16 protein-coding genes are annotated in these 21,586 nt (G+C 49.3%); 7 read left to right on the top strand and 9 right to left on the bottom strand.

What is annotated here, in order from left to right; genetic code table 11:
* Nucleotides 1-23: 23 nt before the first annotated feature.
* Nucleotides 24-818 carry a cyanophycinase gene (locus tag ACFOLF_RS26355; RefSeq protein ID WP_210044407.1) on the top strand — a complete coding sequence of 265 codons (795 nt, stop codon included), beginning with the start codon at nucleotides 24-26 and terminating at the stop codon, nucleotides 816-818.
* Between the two features lie 128 nt (nucleotides 819-946).
* Here ACFOLF_RS26355 and ACFOLF_RS26350 read toward each other — a convergent pair whose 3' ends face one another.
* Nucleotides 947-2,566: an ankyrin repeat domain-containing protein gene (locus tag ACFOLF_RS26350; RefSeq protein WP_210044405.1), complete on the bottom strand. Its 1,620-nt coding sequence runs from the start codon at nucleotides 2,564-2,566 to the stop codon at nucleotides 947-949.
* Between the two features lie 412 nt (nucleotides 2,567-2,978).
* Here ACFOLF_RS26350 and ACFOLF_RS26345 point away from each other — a divergent pair, with 412 nt between their 5' ends.
* The 4 genes from ACFOLF_RS26345 to ACFOLF_RS26330 all read left to right on the top strand — a co-directional run bounded on the left by ACFOLF_RS26345 (nucleotide 2,979) and on the right by ACFOLF_RS26330 (nucleotide 8,225).
* A complete protein-coding gene (locus ACFOLF_RS26345; RefSeq protein WP_210044387.1) occupies nucleotides 2,979-4,352 on the top strand; it encodes an LLM class flavin-dependent oxidoreductase in 1,374 nt (457 codons plus the stop codon).
* Between the two features lie 47 nt (nucleotides 4,353-4,399).
* Nucleotides 4,400-5,758 carry an LLM class flavin-dependent oxidoreductase gene (locus ACFOLF_RS26340; RefSeq protein ID WP_210044385.1) on the top strand — a complete coding sequence of 453 codons (1,359 nt, stop codon included), beginning with the start codon at nucleotides 4,400-4,402 and terminating at the stop codon, nucleotides 5,756-5,758.
* 140 nt (nucleotides 5,759-5,898) lie between these two features.
* Nucleotides 5,899-7,266 (top strand): ABC transporter substrate-binding protein, encoded by a 1,368-nt coding sequence (locus ACFOLF_RS26335; RefSeq protein WP_210044383.1) that lies wholly within the window; start codon nucleotides 5,899-5,901, stop codon nucleotides 7,264-7,266.
* A 521-nt stretch (nucleotides 7,267-7,787) separates the two neighbouring features.
* The gene (locus tag ACFOLF_RS26330) at nucleotides 7,788-8,225 is read left to right on the top strand and encodes a winged helix-turn-helix transcriptional regulator (protein ID WP_210044368.1); all 438 of its coding nucleotides are present in this window, start codon (nucleotides 7,788-7,790) and stop codon (nucleotides 8,223-8,225) included.
* A 104-nt stretch (nucleotides 8,226-8,329) separates the two neighbouring features.
* Here the strand turns inward: ACFOLF_RS26330 and ACFOLF_RS26325 are convergent, their stop codons facing one another.
* The 4 genes from ACFOLF_RS26325 to ACFOLF_RS26310 form a co-directional block, all read right to left on the bottom strand.
* On the bottom strand, nucleotides 8,330-9,325 hold the full coding sequence (locus tag ACFOLF_RS26325; protein ID WP_210044366.1) for an aldo/keto reductase: 996 nt from the start codon (nucleotides 9,323-9,325) through the stop codon (nucleotides 8,330-8,332).
* A gap of 315 nt (nucleotides 9,326-9,640) precedes the next feature.
* Nucleotides 9,641-10,072, bottom strand: a complete 432-nt coding sequence (locus tag ACFOLF_RS26320; protein ID WP_210044355.1) for an SRPBCC family protein — start codon at nucleotides 10,070-10,072, stop codon at nucleotides 9,641-9,643.
* Nucleotides 10,073-10,327: 255 nt separating this feature from the next.
* Nucleotides 10,328-14,941 (bottom strand): S-layer homology domain-containing protein, encoded by a 4,614-nt coding sequence (locus ACFOLF_RS26315; RefSeq protein WP_210044353.1) that lies wholly within the window; start codon nucleotides 14,939-14,941, stop codon nucleotides 10,328-10,330.
* Between the two features lie 174 nt (nucleotides 14,942-15,115).
* Nucleotides 15,116-15,502 carry a MerR family transcriptional regulator gene (locus ACFOLF_RS26310; protein WP_210044345.1) on the bottom strand — a complete coding sequence of 129 codons (387 nt, stop codon included), beginning with the start codon at nucleotides 15,500-15,502 and terminating at the stop codon, nucleotides 15,116-15,118.
* Nucleotides 15,503-15,805: 303 nt separating this feature from the next.
* Here ACFOLF_RS26310 and ACFOLF_RS26305 point away from each other — a divergent pair, with 303 nt between their 5' ends.
* On the top strand, nucleotides 15,806-16,645 hold the full coding sequence (locus ACFOLF_RS26305; RefSeq protein ID WP_210044343.1) for an SDR family NAD(P)-dependent oxidoreductase: 840 nt from the start codon (nucleotides 15,806-15,808) through the stop codon (nucleotides 16,643-16,645).
* Between the two features lie 131 nt (nucleotides 16,646-16,776).
* Here the strand turns inward: ACFOLF_RS26305 and ACFOLF_RS26300 are convergent, their stop codons facing one another.
* A complete protein-coding gene (locus ACFOLF_RS26300) occupies nucleotides 16,777-16,989 on the bottom strand; it encodes an SRPBCC family protein (protein ID WP_210044336.1) in 213 nt (70 codons plus the stop codon).
* 371 nt (nucleotides 16,990-17,360) lie between these two features.
* A complete protein-coding gene (locus ACFOLF_RS26295) occupies nucleotides 17,361-18,266 on the bottom strand; it encodes an SDR family oxidoreductase (RefSeq protein ID WP_210044334.1) in 906 nt (301 codons plus the stop codon).
* 329 nt (nucleotides 18,267-18,595) lie between these two features.
* Here ACFOLF_RS26295 and ACFOLF_RS26290 point away from each other — a divergent pair, with 329 nt between their 5' ends.
* Entirely contained in the window at nucleotides 18,596-20,488 is a 1,893-nt protein-coding gene (locus ACFOLF_RS26290; RefSeq protein WP_210044332.1) for a PAS domain S-box protein, read from the top strand.
* Nucleotides 20,489-20,607: 119 nt separating this feature from the next.
* Here ACFOLF_RS26290 and ACFOLF_RS26285 read toward each other — a convergent pair whose 3' ends face one another.
* Both ACFOLF_RS26285 and ACFOLF_RS26280 read right to left on the bottom strand, forming a co-directional pair.
* Nucleotides 20,608-21,285 carry a class I SAM-dependent methyltransferase gene (locus ACFOLF_RS26285; protein WP_210044329.1) on the bottom strand — a complete coding sequence of 226 codons (678 nt, stop codon included), beginning with the start codon at nucleotides 21,283-21,285 and terminating at the stop codon, nucleotides 20,608-20,610.
* A complete protein-coding gene (locus ACFOLF_RS26280) occupies nucleotides 21,216-21,494 on the bottom strand; it encodes a class I SAM-dependent methyltransferase (RefSeq protein ID WP_210044327.1) in 279 nt (92 codons plus the stop codon). The genes ACFOLF_RS26285 and ACFOLF_RS26280 overlap by 70 nt, the downstream gene beginning before the upstream one ends.
* Nucleotides 21,495-21,586: the final 92 nt, after the last annotated feature.

Genomic DNA, 21,586 nt, shown 5'->3' with positions numbered 1-21,586 from the left:
AAATGAGGGGATGGATGGTGTGTATGATTTCAAAAGGTCTGGAAAATGGTTCTTTGGTTATTGCAGGCGGGGGACGCTTGCATTCGGATGTAATTGAGCGGTTTATAGGATTGGCAGGCGGTACGCAAGCTTCAATCATTGTGATTCCTACGGCTCAAGAAGAGAACCTGAATGCCAATAAAGGACAGGATTTAACTGCTTTTGAACAAGCTGGGGCTGCCAATATCACTTTCCTTCACACTAACGATCGAAATTTGGCTGATACGGAGGAGTTCGCCGCTCCAATAAAATCGGCCCATGCCGTATGGTTTTCGGGCGGAAGACAATGGAGGCTTGCTGACGCCTACCTGCACACGAAAGTTTATCAGGAATTGAACGCTCTTCTTGACCGGGGAGGTACTATTGGCGGAACTTCTGCGGGTGCGACAATCCAAGGGTCCTATTTGGTAAGAGGAGATACTCAAACAAACACCATTCTTATGGGTGACCATGAGGAGGGTTTTGGTTTCTTGAAAAACGTCACGATTGACCAGCATTTGTTACGTCGAAACCGTCATTTTGATCTAGTTGAAGTTATCTCCGCTCATCCGGAGCTGCTGGGTATTGGTATTGACGAAGGAACGGCCATTGTGGTTCAGGGAACAACCTTTGAAGTAGTAGGTAAAAGTTATGTGTCCATTTATGACAAGGAGTATATGAATACTACAGGCGGTAAATTTTATTTTCTATCCCCTGGAGATACATTCAACCTGGAAACAAGAGAAGCAAAATTATCATACAATATGAATCAGGCTTCCAATCAGGCGTCAAACGAGTAGAGAGCGTAATGACCTGAATTGGTAACGGCAAGTTTAAGGGTGCCCGATCGGGTACCCTCTTTGTCGTATACCATGGTTCGGGAATGCCGGGCGGTGACATATTCCGCACTGTGTAACGCAAGTTTTGGTCAATTCAATTGAGAAAGTAACGTTATGATATCTTTATGTCCTCTACGTTCAGCCCACTCAAGAGGCTGAGCCCACTTTTCATGTTCCGGAAGACGAGGATTCGCTCCCTTGTCCAGCAAAAAGCGAACTAATTCGGTCTTTCCATATTTCGCTGCCCAACCGAGTGGAGTAGATTGGCTCTCCTCGTCAACCACGTTTAGCTCAGCTCCAAATTCAATGAGAAGCTTAGCAAATTCCAAGTTGCCGAGCCATGCAGCCTTATGGAGATACGAAACACCTACCCAATTTGCGTTATTCGCATCCGCACCGGACTCCAGCAGTAATCTGACCATTTCCAGACCGCTGTCAATGGCATATCCCATGAAATTATTGGCATACCAAGGAGCGTTTAAATCTGCTCCGCCTCTAATAAGCATCCTGACGATGTCTGTGTGTCCGGATCCTGCAGCCATACAGAGCGGTCCATAGTCACCGCCGGCATTTATCAAAGACGGGTTAGCTTTTAGGATTTCACCCACTAAATCGATTCTCTCCATCCAACAAGCTGCGTCAAGATTAACCGAGGCTCCATAGGTATAAAGCAGCTTCATCAACAAGTCGTTGCCGTTGCTCATGGCAATGCTAACAGGATTGGCTCCTGACTCCACACTGGAATTCGGATCCGCACCACGCTCCAAGAGCAACCTTGCACACTCCTCATGGTTGCCTGCAACCGCAGCCCAAAGCGCACTTCCTTGCGGAGCGTCTCTTTCCTCGGCATTCGGATCAGCACCCTGATCCAGCAAAAGCTTTACCGTATTAGCATTCCCGTACTTGGCCGCGTAGCTTAAAGGTCTCCTATCCACTGAATTTTTCGCGTTAACTAACTTGGGATCCGTATGCAGTAAGGAAGCAACACGGACAGAGTCGCCGACGGTTGAAGCGGCCCAGATATCGTACTCTGCGCCGCACGCTACCAAAAATCCAACAAGGAACCATTGGTTTCTCATCGCTTGCTCACTTAGATCCCGAGCTGCACGAAACCAATAATCACCGTGAATAGCAAGATGGATGGGCATGGCCCCGTCCGACCTTTTGGCTTGAATATCCGCTCCGCGGCGGAGCAAATCTTCAATTAACCCGATCTGTCGGGTGAGAACAGCCCAGTGCAGGGGAGTATTGCCCCGTTCGTCGCCCGACCTAACCAGCTCTGGAGAATGATCCAATTCCCGAAGTACATTCTCTCTCTGTCCCTCTTTTATCCAACTTGCAATTTTGTTGCCCGCAGGCGAGGTTTGAAAATTTTGTGCAAGATGCTGCTCCAGGATGTCCACGATTTGTTGGTATCCGCGATCTTTGGCTTTGGTCAAAGGATCGTCCTGCCATCCGAGAATTTGTGTGTGCTTGGTTACATCCGCTCCATATTCCAACAACAATTTGACCGATTCGGTATTTCCTGACCTGACAGCAAAATGTAAAGGGGTGAAATATCCCCATGTGCAGTTTGCAAGTCCCGCGTCATTTCGAAGCAGTGCTTCTAAAGCTGCAGTGTCTCCGAGCATAGAATGAATAATCGTTTCCCTTTTGCTCTCTTCGATAGCTGTAAGGTCAAACCCTCTGAATATCTTTTTCGATTCCATGCTCACACCCACCGTCAGAGATAGATTCGTTTGATATACGGGGTGAATAATCTTTCAAAAGTATTATAATTTTTCTTCCATTTTACTGAAAAATTAAATATGCTGCAATCGCTTGAGAATACGTCTTGGTACGTATCTGCCTTCATTTCCATACACTTTGACACTGTACACATGTTAAAAAGCATTATGGTCCCTCACTTCGAACATAAAAATGACTTGACAATATACACAATACAGCAGTAAGTTTATTTCGCAGTATTCTTATGCGAATATAATATATTTACCGGTCAACCGGAAACAGCCTTGCGGCTCGTTTGCGGTTTTTTGTTGTTAGCTCATTGGATCCTTCAGATCAGGCGAGCAGCTCTGCTGACAGACCATCATTATTTTCGAAAATGGAGTGTGGAATGAATTGAGCGAGCGTAATCGGAAAGTGCATCTGAATGTGTTTGTGCGTATAGCAGGCCACCATGCTGGCGGATGGAGGCACCCCGAAGCGGAACCTGAACGCGATCTGGATATTGATAAATATGCAGAACTGGCTCTTTTGGCTGAGCGGGGCTTCATCGATTCGCTGTTTACGGCAGACAATTATTCCGGAACAGGCAGAAGGCTGGAGCCGTTCACTCTGCTTTCGGCGTTGGCAGCAATGACGAAGCATATCGGATTGATCGGAACGGTCAGCACGACCTACAACGATCCGTTTCATGTGGCCCGCAAGCTGGCGTCGATTGATTACTTGAGCAATGGCCGGGCCGCCTGGAATATTGTCACGGGGCATTCGCCGGGAGATGGGGACAACATTACGAGGTGGGGAGGTTATCCGGAGCAGAGCGAACGATATGCAATCGGCGACGAATTCGTCGAAGTTACCAAACAGCTATGGGATAGCTGGGATGATGAAGGTGCGGGCAGCATCGGGGAAAGTGAGCTGCGGGTTAACCATATCAATCTTCACGAAATTGATTTCAGAGGCAAATTCTTTAATGTCAAAGGGCCCTTGAACATCCCGCGTCCGCCGCAGGGCTACCCCGTTCTGGTGCAGGCGGGTTCCTCTGAAGACGGCAAGGAATTGGCGGCCAAGCATGCCGAGGTAATCTTTACTGCGCAGCAAACGCTGGGAGCCGCACAGAATTTCTATACCGACGTCAAGGGAAGATTGGCTAAGTACGGAAGGAATCCTGACCAACTGGTGATCATGCCCGGGCTTGCGCCCATTGTCGGAGAAACGGAAGCGGAGGCCAAAGATTTGGAGAATGATCTGTTTGGCCTCTTGAATCTGGAGAATTCGCTTGAGCGGGCTTCGCGCTTTTTTTCCGTCAATCTGTCCGAGTATTCGCTGGATGATCCGTTGCCGATCGATAAAATCAAACCGGAAGACGGCAGCCGTAAGAGCGGTATTACCAGCCGGCGCGAAGTCGTTCTCGATGCGGTCCGCAGAGAGAAGTTTACGATTCGTCAATTTCTGAATCGGAGCGCCGGTGGACACGGGCATGTCACGTATACGGGCTCCTACATTCAGGTGGCGGATTTTATCGAAACATGGGTGCGGGAGCACGGAGCGGACGGATTCAATTTATTGCCGCAGGTTGTGCCTCATGGCTTGGAAACATTTATTAACAAGGTCATTCCCGAGCTGCAGAACCGTGGAATTTTCCGTACGGCCTATGAGGGTACGACCTTGCGCGAGAATCTCGGACTGACTCGACCCGAGAACAAAAATAGGGAAATATGGACGGCCCGGTACCAGGCCAACAAGGAAAATATATCCGATCCAGTGCAGTAAAGCCGTAATTGATTCCGAATAAAAAAGAAGATTATGAGGTGAACAAGTTGACTAACGTCAATAGAAAAGCCCATTTCAACGTATTCATTCGCAGTACCGGACATCATGCCGCTTCCTCGAGGCATCCATCGGTTAATCCGAACGGAGGTCTGGACCTGGCGCATTTCGTCAATCAGGCGAGAATCGCTGAACGTGGGTTACTTGATTCATTATTTGTTGCGGATGGATACTCTGGCGCATCCCGCCGATTCGAGCCGTTCACATTGTTTTCCGCGCTTGCCGTGCTTACGAAGCATATCGGTTTTATCGCTACAGTCGGAACGACCTATAACGACCCCTTCCATCTTGCCCGTCAATTCGCTTCGCTGGATCATATCAGCAAAGGACGCGCTGCATGGAATATCGTGACAGGGGCCCAGTCGGCGGCGCATAATTTCGGCCGGGATGAGCATCCGGATGTAGAGCAGCGATACAAGGTCGGCGAGGAATTCGTAGATGTTGTCAGGCAATTATGGGACAGCTGGGAAGAGGACGCTCTCGTGTATGACAAAGAGAAGGGTCAGCAGCTGGATTCAAACAAGGTCTACAGTATTAATTTTCAAGGTGAATATTATAAAGTGAAGGGTCCACTGAATATTCCACGTCCTCCGCAGGGCTATCCGGTACTCGTGCAGGCCGGATCTTCCGAAGGCGGCAAGGAATTGGCGGCAAGAACAGCGGAAGCAATCTTTACCGCTCAACAGACGCTTGGAGCCGCGCAGGAATTCTATAGGGATGTGAAAGGAAGACTGGGCAAGTTTGGAAGAAATTCGGAACAACTGCTCATATTACCAGGATTGAGCCCGATTATCGGCGATACGGAAGCGGAGGCCAGAGACCTCGAAGAGGAGTTATTTTCACTGCTTAATACGAAGCATTCCCTTCAAAACTTGTCCCGTTTCTTTACGGTAGACCTGTCGGAATATCCGCTGGATGCGCCTGTACCGCTGGATAAGTTGAGGCCAGCGGAGGACTTCAGAGTCGGAATCACATCCCGACGGGATGTGATCATCGATGCTGCGATCCGGGATAAATTTACGATCAAGCAGTTCCTGAGCCGGAGTGCAGGGGGACATGGCCATGTTACCTTTTCGGGGTCTGTGCTGCAGGTAGCGGACTTCATTGAGAAATGGTTTCGCGAAGGAGGCGCCGACGGGTTCAACATTTTGCCGCCGATTATTCCGTCCGGTCTGGAAGCTTTCGTGGACAAGGTGATACCGGAACTGCAGAACCGCGGAATCTTCCGTACTGCTTACGAGGGCAAGACGCTGCGGGAAAATCTTGGTCTTGCGCGTCCCGACAACCAACATAAGAAAGTATGGGCTGCCAACGGCCAAAGTCTTGCCGCGCTGAATGCCTCCGGATAAATTTTGTGCCAACAATACCTACCGGATCACCGGAGAATGCCTAACGGGCTTCTTCGGTTTTTTGGTTTCGGCAAAGACTGGCATTCCAACAGGAACGGCGGGGCAACCCTAATTTGCTGTACAGATATGGAGGATGAACAATGAAAAGGACGATCACTTGGCTTCAACTCGCAATGCTAATGGTGTTTCTTGGAGCTTGCACATCAACGGGGAACAATGGGAGCCCCAATAGCCCCGACCCTCACCCGAGTAATGAAAGCGCCGATGACGAAGATTTCAAGAAGCTGGGCGCCGAACCGCTGGAACTGAAATTTTATAGCTACGGATCGACATTTACGGATTCCGAATTCGCGATAATGATCGCCGATCCCATCCACAAGAAATATCCGAATGTGACGATCAAGCGGATTACACCGGCGGAAGATACCCCACCGGAAGAAGTGTTGACTACATATACGCCGGACATCATCTTCAGCAGCGCGAACCCGCAGCTGGTACGCACCGGTGTGTTCCAGGATCTGCGCGAGTTGATCAAACGGCATCATTTTGACGAGAGCCGCCTGAAGCCAATAGGGTACGATTACATCAAGAGCATTACCAAGGGCCGGGGCGATGCTATTTCCGCGCTTCCGTTCAATATAAATCAGCAAATCATGTATTACAACAAGGATCTCTTCGATAAATTCGGCGTTCCTTATCCGACGGAGAAGCAGTTGACGTGGGACCAGACACTGGAGATCGCGGCTAAACTGACCCGGACCGAGAGCGGCGTTCATTATGTCGGTCTGGCCGCGGACAATCTGACCGGATTGTCCAAATCGCTCGCTCTTCCGCTGCTTGATGCAGAGACAGGCGATGCCGCTATCGATACGCCGGAGTGGCGAAGGATATTCGATCTGCAAAAAAGGATTTTCGATATTCCCGGTTATATTGCGACAGACAAGTTCTGGAACTGGGGCAGGGATCAGTTCATGAAGGATCAGGTGATTGGAATGCGGGTCTCCTTCCTGGCGAACATGGTGGGTCCGTTAGAGGAACTGCGCCAGCAGGGTGTGGAATTCAATTGGGATTTCGCCCCTTCTCCGAACTTTGAGGACCAATTGCCCAAGACAAGGGAGGCACAAATTCATACCATCGGAATCAGCAGCAAAAGCCCGCACCAAGACGAAGCTTTCCAAGTGCTCCAGGAGCTTCTGTCGGATGAAGGGCAGCGCATAATCGCTCGCAACGGCAGAGTGCCCGCCATTATCAATCCGGAGCTGGAGAAGGAATTCGGACAGGATATTCCGGTACTGAAAGGAAAAACGATCCAGAATGTATTTGTAGGTACGCCGATTCTGAACCATTATATCCACCCTTACGAGACGGACATCCTCATCCGGCTGACAGAGGCTACCGAAGATTTGGCAATCAATGGACTCGATGTGAACTCGGCGATTCGCAAAGCAACCGAAGCGATCAACAAGGATGTTGATACCCTTCGCACGACACTTGGGGAACCCTATTAACGGTAAACAGTAAAGCGTCTGTAAAATATTTTCGTACTTCAATCGGGGATGGGATCAAGTTCTCTTCATCAGCAATTGACAAGAACTTGATCCCATAAATGAAAGAAGCCGCTTTTTCTTCCGGCATTACAAGTCCTGATAGCTTAAAGTGAGTGATAGCGCCGCCCCACAGAATATGGAGGTTGTACCGATCTTCAGGTGAAAATGAAGTTATCACTTTCGCAGCAAAGTGGATAAATTATTTGCATGCAAAAAGATAATTGATGAAAATTCTGGAATGATGCCTTTTTTCTAACGAGTGTGCTCTCGAAGTTATCATAATGTAATGTTTAGCGTCTGGAAAGCCCCATCCGATTTGCCCAAACTGGGTCGGTAACTATATTCAGTCCTTTGTTTGAATATTGTGTATATCGAATAATCCTTCTACCTATAGTCCCATGTTGATTGCTCATAAGTTGCTTTCTATTGGGAACTTACCGTATTCTTGGTAGAGTGCGTTTGTCAAAAAGGGGGTGGGGAATATGACGAAAGAAAATCCAAAGCTTAACGACATTTGGCCGGATCAAATAACGACGACTGAGGAGCAACAGCTGCGAAATGGAGAAGTAAACACTGAACACGAGGAAGAATGCGATATCAATATCGAGGCAACCCTTCGCGTTCTCAGCGGGAAATGGAAGCTGCAGCTGCTGTATGAATTGGTTGGTAAGACCCGGCGGTTCAACGATTTGCGCCGGAGGCTCTCAGGCATATCCCAGAAAATGCTGACTCAGCAGCTTCGTGAACTGGAAGAAGACGGTTTAGTAAACCGTAATGTCATTCCTGATATCCCTCCAAAGGTAGAGTATTCATTGACGGTATACGGGCATACGTTAGGGCCTATGTTTGACATCATGTTTGAATGGGGGGCAAACCATCGTCAACGCCTGGCGCAAAGCAGCAGCACTCCCCACGCATAAAACTGCCTTCGACTCTTCGATGTCATCTGAAACTGATAATTTAGAAAATGATTCAGAAGCTCTCAGGAACATAATCCTGAGAGCTTCTTTTTTAGTCTTCTTCTTTATTTCTCACTGTCCAATAATGCCATTGAATGTTTGTCATAACGCTCTCCCGCCACCTCTTCGGGGGCAAATACGCTGCCTATATCATTCAATTCCTCGGGAGACAGATGTATTTCCACTGCGTTCAATGCATCGTTCAATTGTGTGCGCTTGCGGGCACCAATCAGCGGAATGATGTTCTCCCCTTGACCGATTACCCACGCAATAGCCAATTGCGCCACATTGGTGCCGTGAGATTCCGCCAATCTGCGCAACTTCTCGATCAGCTCCAGATTATGCTCAAGATTATCCCCTTGGAAACGCGGCCCAAAGTTGCGGATATCCGCCGGATTGCCTGATCGCTCCTTCGTCCATGCTCCGCTCAGAAGCCCCCGGGACAGTACCCCGTAAGCACTCAGCGAAATCTTCAGCTCACGTAATACAGGCAAAATCTCTCGCTCAATGCCACGACTGAATAGAGAATATTCGATTTGCAGCCATGAGACAGGATGCACGGAATGAGCGCGGCGAATGGTATCCACACCTACCTCGGATAATCCGATATGCCGGACATATCCCGCCTGAACCATGTCCGCGACCGCGCCAACCGTCTCTTCGATCGGTACGTTCGGATCAAGTCTCGCTGGTTGATACAAATCGATATAATCGGTGTCTAGACGTTTCAACGTCTGGGCAAGGAAATTTTTCACGGAAGCAGGGCGACCATCGACGCCGCCCCAACCACCTTTCGGATCGCGCAAGGCACCAAATTTAACAGCGATAAAAGCCTGCTCACGGCTTCTCCCTTTCAGTGCTTCGCTAATCAGCATTTCATTGTGACCCGACCCATAGAAGTCTCCGGTATCCAAGAGTGTAATTCCCGCCTCCATCGCCGCGTGGATCGTTGCGATGCTCTCCAGTCGATCCGCATCTCCGTACATATCCGACATCCCCATACAACCGAGTCCGATCTCCGACAATGCTTCGTTGCTTTGGCCAAGTTTGCGTTTTAGCATTTTAGGGTTTCCTCCGATTTCGATTTAAATTGCGATTGGTTCTACCAAGTCATAAATCTAGTATGAATTAGAGGTTAGCCACCCACAAGGAGGCACTATTTACTCATCTGGTAACCTTCAGGTGACTTACTGTTGAATGTAGAGTCCATGCAGGAGTCCATAACAGCTTGCCGGAGAACGTGGAAAAGAATATATATCCATATAATGAAAAAAGCCGCGATTATGCGGCGTCTTAGATGTCGCCCCTGCCAGGCATACATAGCAAAGCGCATGCCGATGTCAGCATGCGCTTCTAAAACTGCGAAAGTTTTTTTATTATTGTACAGCTGTTTCCACATATTTTTTGAAATTATTTATAATGGCCTGCCATCCGGCTTGCTGCATCTCGATGGCGTTGGTCTCTTCCGCGTCGAATGATTCAATGATTCGCGTGTCGTTGTCTTGGCGAATAAAAGCGATCTTCACTTTTCTGCCGTCGGCCATCGTATAGGAGATGCTCTCGTTAATGCTCACCTCGTCGTACACGCCGCCGAAATCAAATCCAAAGCTGCCGTCTTTGGCTTCCATTCTTGAGACGAATTTACCGCCGGGCTTCAGATCATTCTCGGCGTGTGGCGTGTGCCAGTCATCGGAGGCATTATTCCATTGTTTGATATGCTTCGGTTCCGTCCAATATTCCCACACGCTTTCGACGGGAGAATGAACGATTGTTTCTACTGTAATCGTTACCGGATTACCTGTTCCCATTACATAACCTCCTTATATGAATGTTATATTCTCAGATAATACCATATTATCCACTTGCAGTCGATATGTCTGAAGTCCATGACTCTATAGGTCTCTTCATGATTTTCAACTTAATGGCAGCGGGTATATAAATCAGGTCGTGCAAGATCATGGTTGAACTGCCGCACTTAGTTTGACAATCCGTCATAAATAAAAGGAGCTGCCGCGGCAGCTCCTTTATGCGTAAATCATGGGGGTATCGTTTTACTTGCCCCGTTATTCGCTTAAAAAATCTGTTTCCTTCATGAGGTTCATCATCATTTTCGCTGTTTCGGCACGGGTCGCGAAGCTCGCAGGATTAAAGTTTCCGTTCTCGTCTCCTCCAACGATGTTTAAGGTTGCCAGGACGGAAACTGCTTGCTTGGCATATCCGGCAATGGCAGCGGAATCCTTAAAGCCATCAGCGTCGACAGACGCAGGCTGCTTGTTCAGGTATTTCAATACCCGCAGAAGAATGACAGCTTCTTCCTGCCGTGAAATTTGTTGGTTGGGCTTGAAGCTCCCGTCTTCGTAACCGGTAATGAATCCGCGCTCGCTGACTGTATGGACAACTTCTCCATACCATGCGGATGGCGATACGTCGGTGAAGCTGGATGCTCCATCTTTATCGGCCAGTCCCAGACCGCCGGCCAGCATGGTGACAAATTCAGCACGGGTTACGTTGCTGCGGGGCTTGAATGTTCCATCCTCGTAGCCGTTAATAATCATCTTGTCGGCAAGCGTCTGGATAAATTCCTTGGCCCACGAATTGGCGATATCGGTAAGCGCAGTGCTGTGTCCGATTACGGCATAGGTCGAGTTATGATCCGCTTTTACTACTGCCACAGCCCGATCCCCAACATTCGGGAAGACGGTCGGGACAGGCGATACAGAACTGTCGTCATGAATGACTGCTCCTACCGATTTTGCAGGATCTGCAGCATCTTCGAGTTCAAAAGACCGGTTGATGTAAGTTCCTTCAAAATCGTTGAAATCATAATTCTTGCCGTCGGAAGCTATTGAAATCGCAAACTCAACGGCTTTGGACAGCAGCTTTCCTCCGCTCTTGCTGATGGCTTCAAGAGCAGCCGCATCCGAGACTACATTCATCGACACGTTGATGGTCGCCTTTTGTACGGTTGAAGCATCCAGGCCGAGCTTTTTCGCTAGAGCGTCCACGTTCATGAATGCCGCCGGAATCTCGTAGGCGAAGCCGTCGCCCTGAAGCACGATCTTCGCCGAAGCCTCATGTTTGCCTGCTTCCGTCAGCAGCTCCGGCGTAAAGCTCGTAATGGACTTGCCATTCCTGGAAACCGATACAGGCACAACAATAGCTTTAATATTGGCTGTATCAGCCATCATTGCCAGCAGCTCAGTTTCATTGACGGTATTGACGGTTACTCCATCGGCATTTTGCTGAACGGTGACCGGAGCCGTCAGAATGGAAGAAGCGTCTTGCCCCAACAGGGATTTTGTCGCATCACTCACTTTAAAATCATCTTGTCCAGGCGCCGCCGGATTAGACGGTGAAGAAGGCCACGAGTCAATGCCTCTACGCGTTACATCAACCGAATAGGTTTGCTTTGTCCCGGCTTGGGAGGTAACGACAACGCTGATGTCATTGGAGCCGACACTCAGATTAACCGGATTATCTATCCTCACGCCGTCAAGCTGCAGATACGCGGATGCGCGGCTGTCGGCAGTCTCATAGGTAACGCTGGTTACGGAGACAGAGTTTGGTACAGTCGCCGTATAGGCATAAACATTCCCTGTCACCGTCTGGTCTAATTTAATCCCGCTTAAAGCAAGCGAGCTTAAAGCGGCATTGCTGGAAGCGTCTGGTTTGTCGCCTGGCGTCCGGACCGTAATAGCCGGACCGTTGCTGCTCCAGCCGCCGGAAGCGTCGGCTGTTTCGACCTTGAAATTATAGGTTGTATCTTTGTTCAGGCCCGTGACGCCGTAAGAATTGCCGTAAACCGTATCCATGACCGATCCGTCCTTGTACAACCGGTATTGGGCGTTTTCCGCATGTGTATTCGCAGGCGTCCATGCCAGGGATAAGCTGTTTTGCGTTACATCGCTTGCTGTTAGCTGACTGTCTTTGGGCCAGTAGTAATCGTTTTTCGATATTTTGATAGAGTCGTACAGATACGGCGCTATCGCATACCCGTTCGGATCGTTCGCATCATACTCCAGGAAGTACGTGTCCAGCGACATCACACCATCCTCTATTTTAACAGCCGTAAAGCTCTGCTGATGGAGCGACGTATCATAGGTTGCCGAAGTTTTATCGATAAATTCATAGTCCGGCGAAACATGATACAAGGTGTTATCGTATTTTATTTTTTGATACCATTTCGAGTTCCCCATCGTTCCGTTCACAATGTACAAAGGCGAGTCCGGCTTGATGAACACTTCGCTGCCGCTATCTGCCAGCTTTTCAGGCTTGGCATTATAGCCGTCCTTGACAAAGCCCCTCGAAAAGCTATGGTCATGTCCCATCAGCACAGCGTCTATGTTCAACTCCTGTAAAACAGGCGCAAGAGCGACCCTGAGATCGTTAATGTCCTCATCATCTACATGATCCGTTGCGGCGTAAAGCGATTTATGAAGCATCACGATATGCCATTGTTTATCCGAATCAGCCACATCCTGCTTCAGCCAATCAATCTGCTTGTCCAAGCCTTCCCCGGAGTAGTGCTCCGAGTTAAGCACAGTGAAATGGGCTGGACCGTAGTCGAAGGAATAAACACTTGGCAGCCCCGCGTCCGGGTCGTCCGGATTATTCATATAATATTTAATCATATTTTCCTCATCGTGATTACCCAGCGCAGACACGACAGGTGTTTTCATGAAGGAGTCCTGCCCCGCCTGGAAAAGCACATCCCACTGTCCGTTGGAACTGCCGCTTTCAGTGTGATCTCCGGCAATATAGGTGAAGGACGCATCGGGAAACATCTCTTGCGCGGTCTTGAATGTTGCCGCGCTTGCCGCGCTCGAGTTAGAAACCTGCGGGTCGGCCATGTAAGTGAGCATTACCGAATCATCCGAAGCAGGCGCCGTCTTGAAGCTTCCGGCAGGACTCCATGCATCCTCGGCGGCATCCCCTACCCGGTAAATATATTCCGTTCCGGGCTCCAGCCCTGTCACGCTTACGCTGTGGAAGTTTCTTATTCCGTCAAAGACCAGCTCGCCCGGGGTCATATGAACCTCTTTGACCTCGTTCTTCCCCTTGAATCTTATGGATTGATTCGACGGAAGAGTTGCCGAGTCGGTCTTCTTCACAATCTCAACGGTGCTGTCCGCCAGATCGATATTGTCTGTCGACCAGACAAGCGACGCGCTTGTTTGGGGATCCAATGTAATGGAATTACTTATATCCTTGGGCATCTTATCGGTCAGAATTGCATATTTGGTGTATTGCTTGAACTGAGACCAGCCGCTTTCCTTCCCGTCTTCGCTCTGCACCTTAATCCAAAAGGTATACTGCGTTGACGGAGCAAGGCCGGTAAAAGTTTTGTGCGGCTGCTGCTCCCATTTGATTTGATCGCTGGTCGGCCGCTTGGCGGATTGAATAATGCTGTAATCCGTAATCTTGGCTTCCCGATCTTCCGTATCGCTCGCATAGACGTCGATAGTGACAGAATTGGACTCGACATCGCCTGCCTGCACCGTTACTTCAATGCTGGAGAGATAGTTATCAAAATCAAAGGCGAGCTCCTGATGCTCGAAGCCCTGCAGCACGGGGGAACTGAACGTTTTGCCTCCGTCGGTAACCGTAAGCATTTCCCATGTATGCCCGAAATCCCAGCCCAGAGCTTCATAGGTAGCCTGGTCATACAACTGTGCATCCGTTTTGGTTGTGCCGTCAAACGATTCGCCGCTGGCGTCGCCAACCTTCTTCATTTTATCGAACGACAAGAGGTCCGTGGCAACAGCTGGGGGATACAAATCCACATCCGGGTCGGGATCGGGATCGGGAACTGCCTTTACCCGCCCCACGGCCGAACCTACACTGCCTGAATTGGCAGCTGCTGTCATCAGCGGATTGGCAGCGACACTGTTTCGGATAACGCCGGTTCTCAAATCGCCGACAAGCCCGCCAACTCTTGTATAACCGTCAATGATGCCGGCCGAGTAGCTGTTCTCGATGAGTGTATTGGGGTTCAGAACACGTCCAGCCAGCCCGCCCTGACTGTCTTTGGTCCCTTCCTCCCTGACATTGACGAGGGAATAACTGTTCCTGATCGTGGGATGCGCAGCCTTGTCCGGAGCGGGCGTCTGCTTGATCGTGCCGGAGCTGTACTCCGGAATTCTGCCTGCAATACCGCCTACGCTGTGGTCGCTGCCGATGACCTCGCCCGTTACGTATACATTCTCGACCGTACCCCACAGCATGCCGGCCACGCCGCCGACCGTTTGTCCGCCGCGGATATACACATCGACAAGGCCAAGGTTTTTGGCAACCGCCTGCACATCGGAATCGCCAAGATGATTGAAAAAACCTACGGTTCCGCTGTTTGGCATATCAATTCTGAGATTAGCTATCACTTTGTGGTTGCCATCGAAGGTGCCGTAAAATCTGCCGAATGGCTCAAAGTTAGTAATCAGCTTCATATCGATATCATTCATCAGCTTGTAATAACCGTCTTTGGGAATATCGGGATCGCCGAAATTCTGACTTATATAGAGTAATTGCTCCGGGTTGCTGATTTCGTAGATTCCGTTATTTAAAACAGGCTTGTCCTCTGCAATAACCTCCTCGGCGTAAACCTTAGAGGAGAAATTCGCAAAGAAGGATAAAAGCAACACAACTACCAGCAAAGATGACAAAAGCTTATTTCTTGGCATTGTTAAGCTCCTTTCGTTTATGTAACGTTCAACATAACAATCTAGTGTTAATTTTCAGCCTCATCTATTTAAATTTCATGTAAAGGTCTCTATCTTAAATCCAGATATGCAACCAAAAATAAAAAAAGCCGCAGACGCGCGGCTTCCATTATCGAATCAGAGAAATTTTTTCTTTCAATTTGTCTGCGGCAGATTCACAAGCTTCTCTTCCTGGGCGTCAAATAATGCAAGCTTGTAATTGATCTTTTCTAAGGTTTTCATAAAAAGTGAAATTTGCTCCTCTACTTTGTTTTTTTGACGCATCATCAACGTTCTCCGCTGATCCAGCGTCTTGCGCCCGCCCTTGTACAGCTCTACATACTCCTTTATTTCCGCCAGAGGCAAGCCCGTTGAACGGAGGACCTGCACCGTTTCAATCCAGTCGATATCAGATTCACTATACAAACGCACTCCGTTGTCGTCCCGCCTAACATGGGGCAGCACGCTTTCTTTTTCATAGAAGCGTAAAGTATAACGGGAAACTCCCGTTTTCTCGGAAACTTCCTTAATCGTGTAGGCCATATGTCCGCACTCCTTGTTATAGATTAGAGTTACTCTAAGATATTCTACCTTAATATCCCCGTTTTAACTATAAAGAGCCGTTCGCGAGGACGATGGCGGACATGTGATCGATGTCCGACAGCAACTCAGCAAGCTCAGCCGTAGGGCAAACTCAACCGGTAAATTTGTGGATTCGTCGAACGGCGCGATGTGTTATACGCCGATATCGAGGTTCAGTTGTTTGACTTAGACAAGACTCTAGCCTGTATGCTGTTAATAGCTCTACTAGCTTGACAAATTCATTGCCTGGAAGGGGAAATTCAATTGAGTACGAAAAAAATCTGGTTCGTTACGGGTGCATCCAGGGGGATGGGCCTGACGTTGGTTAAAATGCTGCTGGCAAGAGGATACAACGTCGCCGCGACGTCGAGAACCGCCCAAGATCTCCAGCGGGCTGTGGGTGAAAACAATCATTTTCTTCCGTTGCAAATGAACTTGTCGGATGAAAATGATGTTAAAAGAGCGATAGCCGCAACGGTCGAGCGGTTTGGTCGATTGGATGTGGTCGTTAATAATGCGGGTTACGGACAGGTCGGACCCTTCGAGGAAATTCCTGATGCCGCCGCCAGGCAAAATTTCGAAGTCAACGTGTTCGGAACCTTTAATGTGGTGCGTCAAGCGCTGCCGCAGCTCCGAAAACAGAGGTCGGGACATATTATCAACTTCTCATCCACAGCCGGCTTTTACGGGTTCGGCGGAAGCGCCATTTATGCGGCCACCAAATTTGCCATAGACGGAATGAGCGAAGCGCTGGCTCAGGATGTTCAGCCTTTCGGGATTCATGTAACGGCTGTTAAACCCGGATACTTTCGCACCCAATTTTTATCCCCAGTATCCTTGAAAACGAGTTCAACCCATCTTATCGACGATTATGTTCCCCTCCGGGAAGCCCAGGAATCCGCCCTCAAACAATACGATCAGAATCAACCGGGTGATCCGAAGAAAGGGATGGATGTGCTGATTCGCATAGCGGAGTCCGAACATCCGCCGCTGCATCTGTTTCTTGGAAAGGATGCTTACGAAGTCGCCCGCACGAAGATCGAAAGCGTTCAACGGGATCTGGCAGCATGGGAAGCTCTCGCTACATCAACAGACTTTGACTAACTGAGACATGGGGGTGAAAACCTGCAGAGGCGGCAAAGGAGAAGCGTGCAGGATAGGGGCTAGATTGGGTGAGGCTGCCTCCACCTCCGTAGCCTCCATGCTTATGTTATTGTCGTTGTTGCTGTACAACTTCAAGTCTTCTTCTTTACACCCAAATAATGATTTCTCTGCGCATTATGCCAGGCTCTCCATACTTCTTCAATCGACGCATCAAAGACATGGGAAATGACAAAATCTTGTTTTTTCACTAAAGTTCCTCCTTTAACGTGCAATGGTGCTGGATCGATCAATGCTAGTTGCCAGGCGTTGATATCATGTTTATCTCCAATACTAAGGTAATCCACAGTCGACTCTTCTGCTTTTCGCCTTTCATTTGTTGACTGGCATCCGCCAATCACCTGCCCGTTATTTCAGTAGAAAAAAGGAGCAGCTGCCATGGCAGCCGTTCCTTTTATTGTGCCCAGTTGGCTTGCAAATTTTCTTATTCCCCATTCCGCGAAACATTACAAGACCTTGCCCAGCTCTCGTTAATGCTCACCTCGTCGTACATGCCGCCGTAATCAAATCCAAAGGTCGAATAGCCAGCTACGACGCTGACCATCCCTACAAAGCAGCATTCGACCAACAAGGACCACGACTGCCGGTGCACTCCTACAATTGCCCCCGGCGGGCTACTGAGCCGCCTGGGTGGACCGTTTTTCGTTTTCCGTCGCGCTCATTGTTTGAAGTAGTGGCCTTCTTCGATGTCTGCGATCAGCGCAGGGTGCGTTGGCTGCCAGCCGAATCGTTCCCGGGTCAGTGCGCTCGACGCCGGGTTGTCGATTGAAACCAACGGGGCAAGAAATCTGAAGTGCTGGCTTGCCTCCTCGGCCGTCATACTTACAGCTGGGATTTTCAACTGGCGGCCGATGGCCTCTGCGACGTCCCGAAACGGCACCCCCTCCTCGGCGACCGCGTGCAGTCGCGTACCGGCCGGGGCGGATTCCACAGCAAGCCGGAATAGGGCCGCCGCGTCAAGTCGATGCACAGAAGGCCATCGGTTCGATCCGTCGCCGACGAAGGCGGATATGCCAGTCGCGCGAGCTATGCCGATTAGGGTCGAAATGAATCCGCGCGTGTCGCACTCGCCGTGCACGGTCGGCGCCAACAACACCGAAGAGGAGCGCACGCCGCGCTCGGCCATTGCGATTACGGACTCCTCAACTGGGAGACGCAGCGCTGTGATTGTGTTGGGAACGGCAGGAGTCTCTTCGCTGAGCAGGCGTCCCGGCGTGCGGCCTATGACTCCCGAGGTGACCGCGAAGGGTTTGTGAGTTCCTTCCAATTCCAAACCGATCGCTTGAACTGCGTTTAGCTCAACCTGCGCGCGTGCAGCCGAGTCGGCAGTCTCGGAGATGTGCTTATTCGCCGCGTAGATCACCGCGTCTGCTGCAGCGGCTCCGGCACGCAAGCTGTCGAGGTCGTCGATGTCACCGCGGTGCACGTCGATGCCGACTCTCGCCAGAGTCGCGGCGGAGGTGTCGGAACGGGCGAGACCCAGGACCTGATGCCCAGCGTTGATGAGTTCGCGTACGATGCCGGAGCCGATGAAACCCGTCGCTCCTGTGACAAAAACACGCATAAAGAATTCCTCCTATAATGAAAATGATTACTTACATGTGCAATGCTAAAGTATAGAGTGCACTCGATAGCAATGCCGTTCGAATCAATGCTATTATAAAAAATATGTTCAACATATTTTCGAGCAAACAGAACGTGCCCGTTATTGATAGCTATATCTTGAAAGCAGAAAGCTTTGTTGTAATTCCAGGTTAGCGTGACCTGTTTAAATAAGTTAGCAGGCGGGTAATCTATATTGCAGAAACCATTTTGTTTTATGAATTGATAAGACCTTCAAAGATGGGGGTCTATTTTTACGTATCCAGTTCCTATACTATACGGAGGTTAGCCATGCACCGCGTAAACCTGAACCAGGAAGCCTTCAATCAGCAAGTGTTTGAGCATGCGTCCTTCGGAATTGCCCTTGTTGCGCCAGACGGTTTGATTTTGACAGTAAACCCTGCTTTTGAGAGAATCTTTGGCCACACCGGTGCTGAGTTTGAAAACAAGTTGTTTGGCGATCTCACTCACCCCGATGATGATATGGCAAGCTTTGACGATCTCAAGGCGCTGATGGTAGATGATAATAGGGAGGTACAGCTCGAGAAGCGGTACATCAAAAAGAACGGCGACGCGTTGTGGGGACTGCTCTCCATCAAATTGTTCTGCAACGAGGCGAGCCAGCCGATATATTACATTGCCCAAATTATTGACATTACCAAGCAAAAAGAATCAGAACAGCGGCTGCAGGAATCCGTTGAACGGTACACGTCGCTCAAAAAATACAACCACGACGCTGTCATTTCCTTTGGCCTCAACGGCATTATCATTAACGCCAACTCGATGGCGGAAAAGTTGACAGGCTACCAAGTCCACACGGATCTAATCGGGATGGAGCTTTCGAATTTAATTGGACAGGCTAATGTGAGCCTCATTTTAGAAAAGGCGCTTAACGATAATACGATTGAACAGCAAATTGACACGATTGTCACCAAAGACGATGAAGTGGTCGAAGTGCTTACGAGTCTTGCACCGATTTTTGTGAACCAGAAAAATATCGGGTTTTACCTCATCTGCAAGGATATCTCCGAGCAGAAGCAGCTGATGCTGGCAAAGGAGACAGCTGAGTCCACGAACAAAGCCAAGAGCGAGTTTCTGGCTATGATGAGCCACGAAATTCGCACCCCCATGAATGGGGTGGTGGGAATGACGGATATTTTGCTTGATTCCACGGATGTAAATGACGAGCAGCGAGGCTATCTGGAGATCATCAGGAAAAGCGGGGAAACCCTGCTCAACATTATTAATGACATCCTTGATCTTTCCAAAATCGAGGCAGGCCGAAGTGAGCTGCAAGAGGATACCGTAGATCTGCGCAACAGCATCAAGGAAAGCTTCGGCGTCATTTCCACGAGAGCCGATGAAAAGCAACTGGAGCTCTCCTACACCATCAATCACGATGTTCCCGATTTTATTTATTGCGATGCCGATCGCTTGAAACAGGTGCTCCTAAACCTACTCGGAAATGCCGTCAAATTTACGATCAAGGGCAGTATTTCGGTTAAGGTGATGCGAGTGAAGGAAGTTCCTCCCCGGTTGGCCTTTATTATAACAGATACAGGCATTGGGATAGATCCCGAGCGTCTTAACGACATTTTTGAACCGTTTGCGCAGCTTGACAGTTTTATGGTGCGCAGACACGAAGGAACTGGCCTCGGTCTTGCCATCAGCCGCAAAATCATCGAAATGATGGATGGCGAGATTTACGCTGAGAGTGACGGAAAGAGCGGCTCGACGTTTACCTTTACCATCCCGCTAAAGCAATCGTCGAAACCCAACCGTGAAGATATGCGTATGCAAATGCATCAAACGTCACGCAAGGCGAGCATTTTGGTCGCTGAAGACAATCCCATTAATCAGCTGGTACTGACGAAAATGCTTGAAAAAATGGGGCATACGGTTACCAATGTCACAAACGGCATCGATGTTGTCGAAGCAACGCGCAAAAAATCATTTGATCTCATCTTCATGGATCTGCACATGCCGATTGTGAACGGCCTGGATGCAGCGAAGAAGATAAAAGAAGAGCTCAAGGAGCAAAGTCCCCGCATCGTCGCAGTCACAGCCAATGCCCTAAAGGGCGACCGGGAAAAGTGCATAGCTGCGGGGATGGACGAGTATGTAAGCAAGCCTGTGAAGCGCGAAGTCATCCTAAAGCTTTTAAACCAATTTGTGAACGAATAGAATAAAGCCGAACGTTTAAAACGTTCGGCCTTATTCTATATCCAGAGATATATCGCTTTCCATCAAGTTGAAAGCAATGCCCGTGGTGAAGGGCCCCCGCGCTGCAGACCGGCATTGTGCTATCGCGCTTCGTCAGCTGCATGTTCCTTGCCCGCTTTGTACCAATGCAACGCTTTTCGTTCCAACTCTTTCACAAACGCCCAATCCTTTCGGCGGGCGACATGGAGAACAGCGCCCCAGTGGCGGTGAACCGACTTTTCTGGACGGCTATTAAGGCGAACTCGGATTTCGTTGAAGAGCTTATCGCGTTTCCATTCCTCCATAAGTATGTGTCCGGAGAAAGTTTCGAGTAGTTTAATGTACTCATCAACATGATAAATGCGCTCCCAATCGAAGTGTCGAACGTGAACCACCTCAAACAGCCCGCTTTTCTCAATCTCATCTCTTTGCTCGCGCAGCTCGCCTGGCCGCGGCCATTCGTTGTTGTCTACCGATTTACCCTCGCCGATCTCATAGTAAACGGCTTGAATTTCACGGAAGAATGGGTCCCCACCGTCTCGAAAAACGTGATCTGCGTTCCAAAATGCCAGATGTCCGCCTGGACGAAGGATTTGCCATGCCTTGAGGTATCGAACTTCGGGATCAACCCACTTCCAAGCGGTTGCAGCGAATACCAGATCAAACCCTTTCTCCGTCTCTGGTTGCCAGTCCTCGATACTTCCCGTGATTATGTCAACGTCCATTCCGACAAGGTTTTGACGGGCAGCTGCAGCGAGTTCAGCGCCAAGTCTACGCATGTAATTTTAAATCCGCGCTTGGCTAACGGAAGAGTAGCCTTTCCTGTAGCACAACCCACTTCCAACAAACGATCGCCTGGATGCAAATCCGCCGCATGAATCAAATCATCGAACAATTCTTCCGGGTAATCCGGACGCGCCTGCTGATAAAGGCTTGCGGACTGTTCAAATGACTTGCGCAATATTTTATAGTCATTCTTCCAGTTCATTATATTCCTCCTTATATGTTACTCATCATTAGCAACGGACTATTATCACAGCCCAGTCGTACAGTTTCTAGATCAGCATCTATATGGATTCC

It is taken from the genome of Paenibacillus sepulcri, from assembly GCF_042647105.1.
GTDB lineage: Bacteria > Bacillota > Bacilli > Paenibacillales > Paenibacillaceae > Paenibacillus_Z > Paenibacillus_Z sepulcri.
The sequence above is the reverse complement of the archived record's forward strand: the minus strand, read 5'-3'. Positions and strand labels throughout refer to the sequence as shown.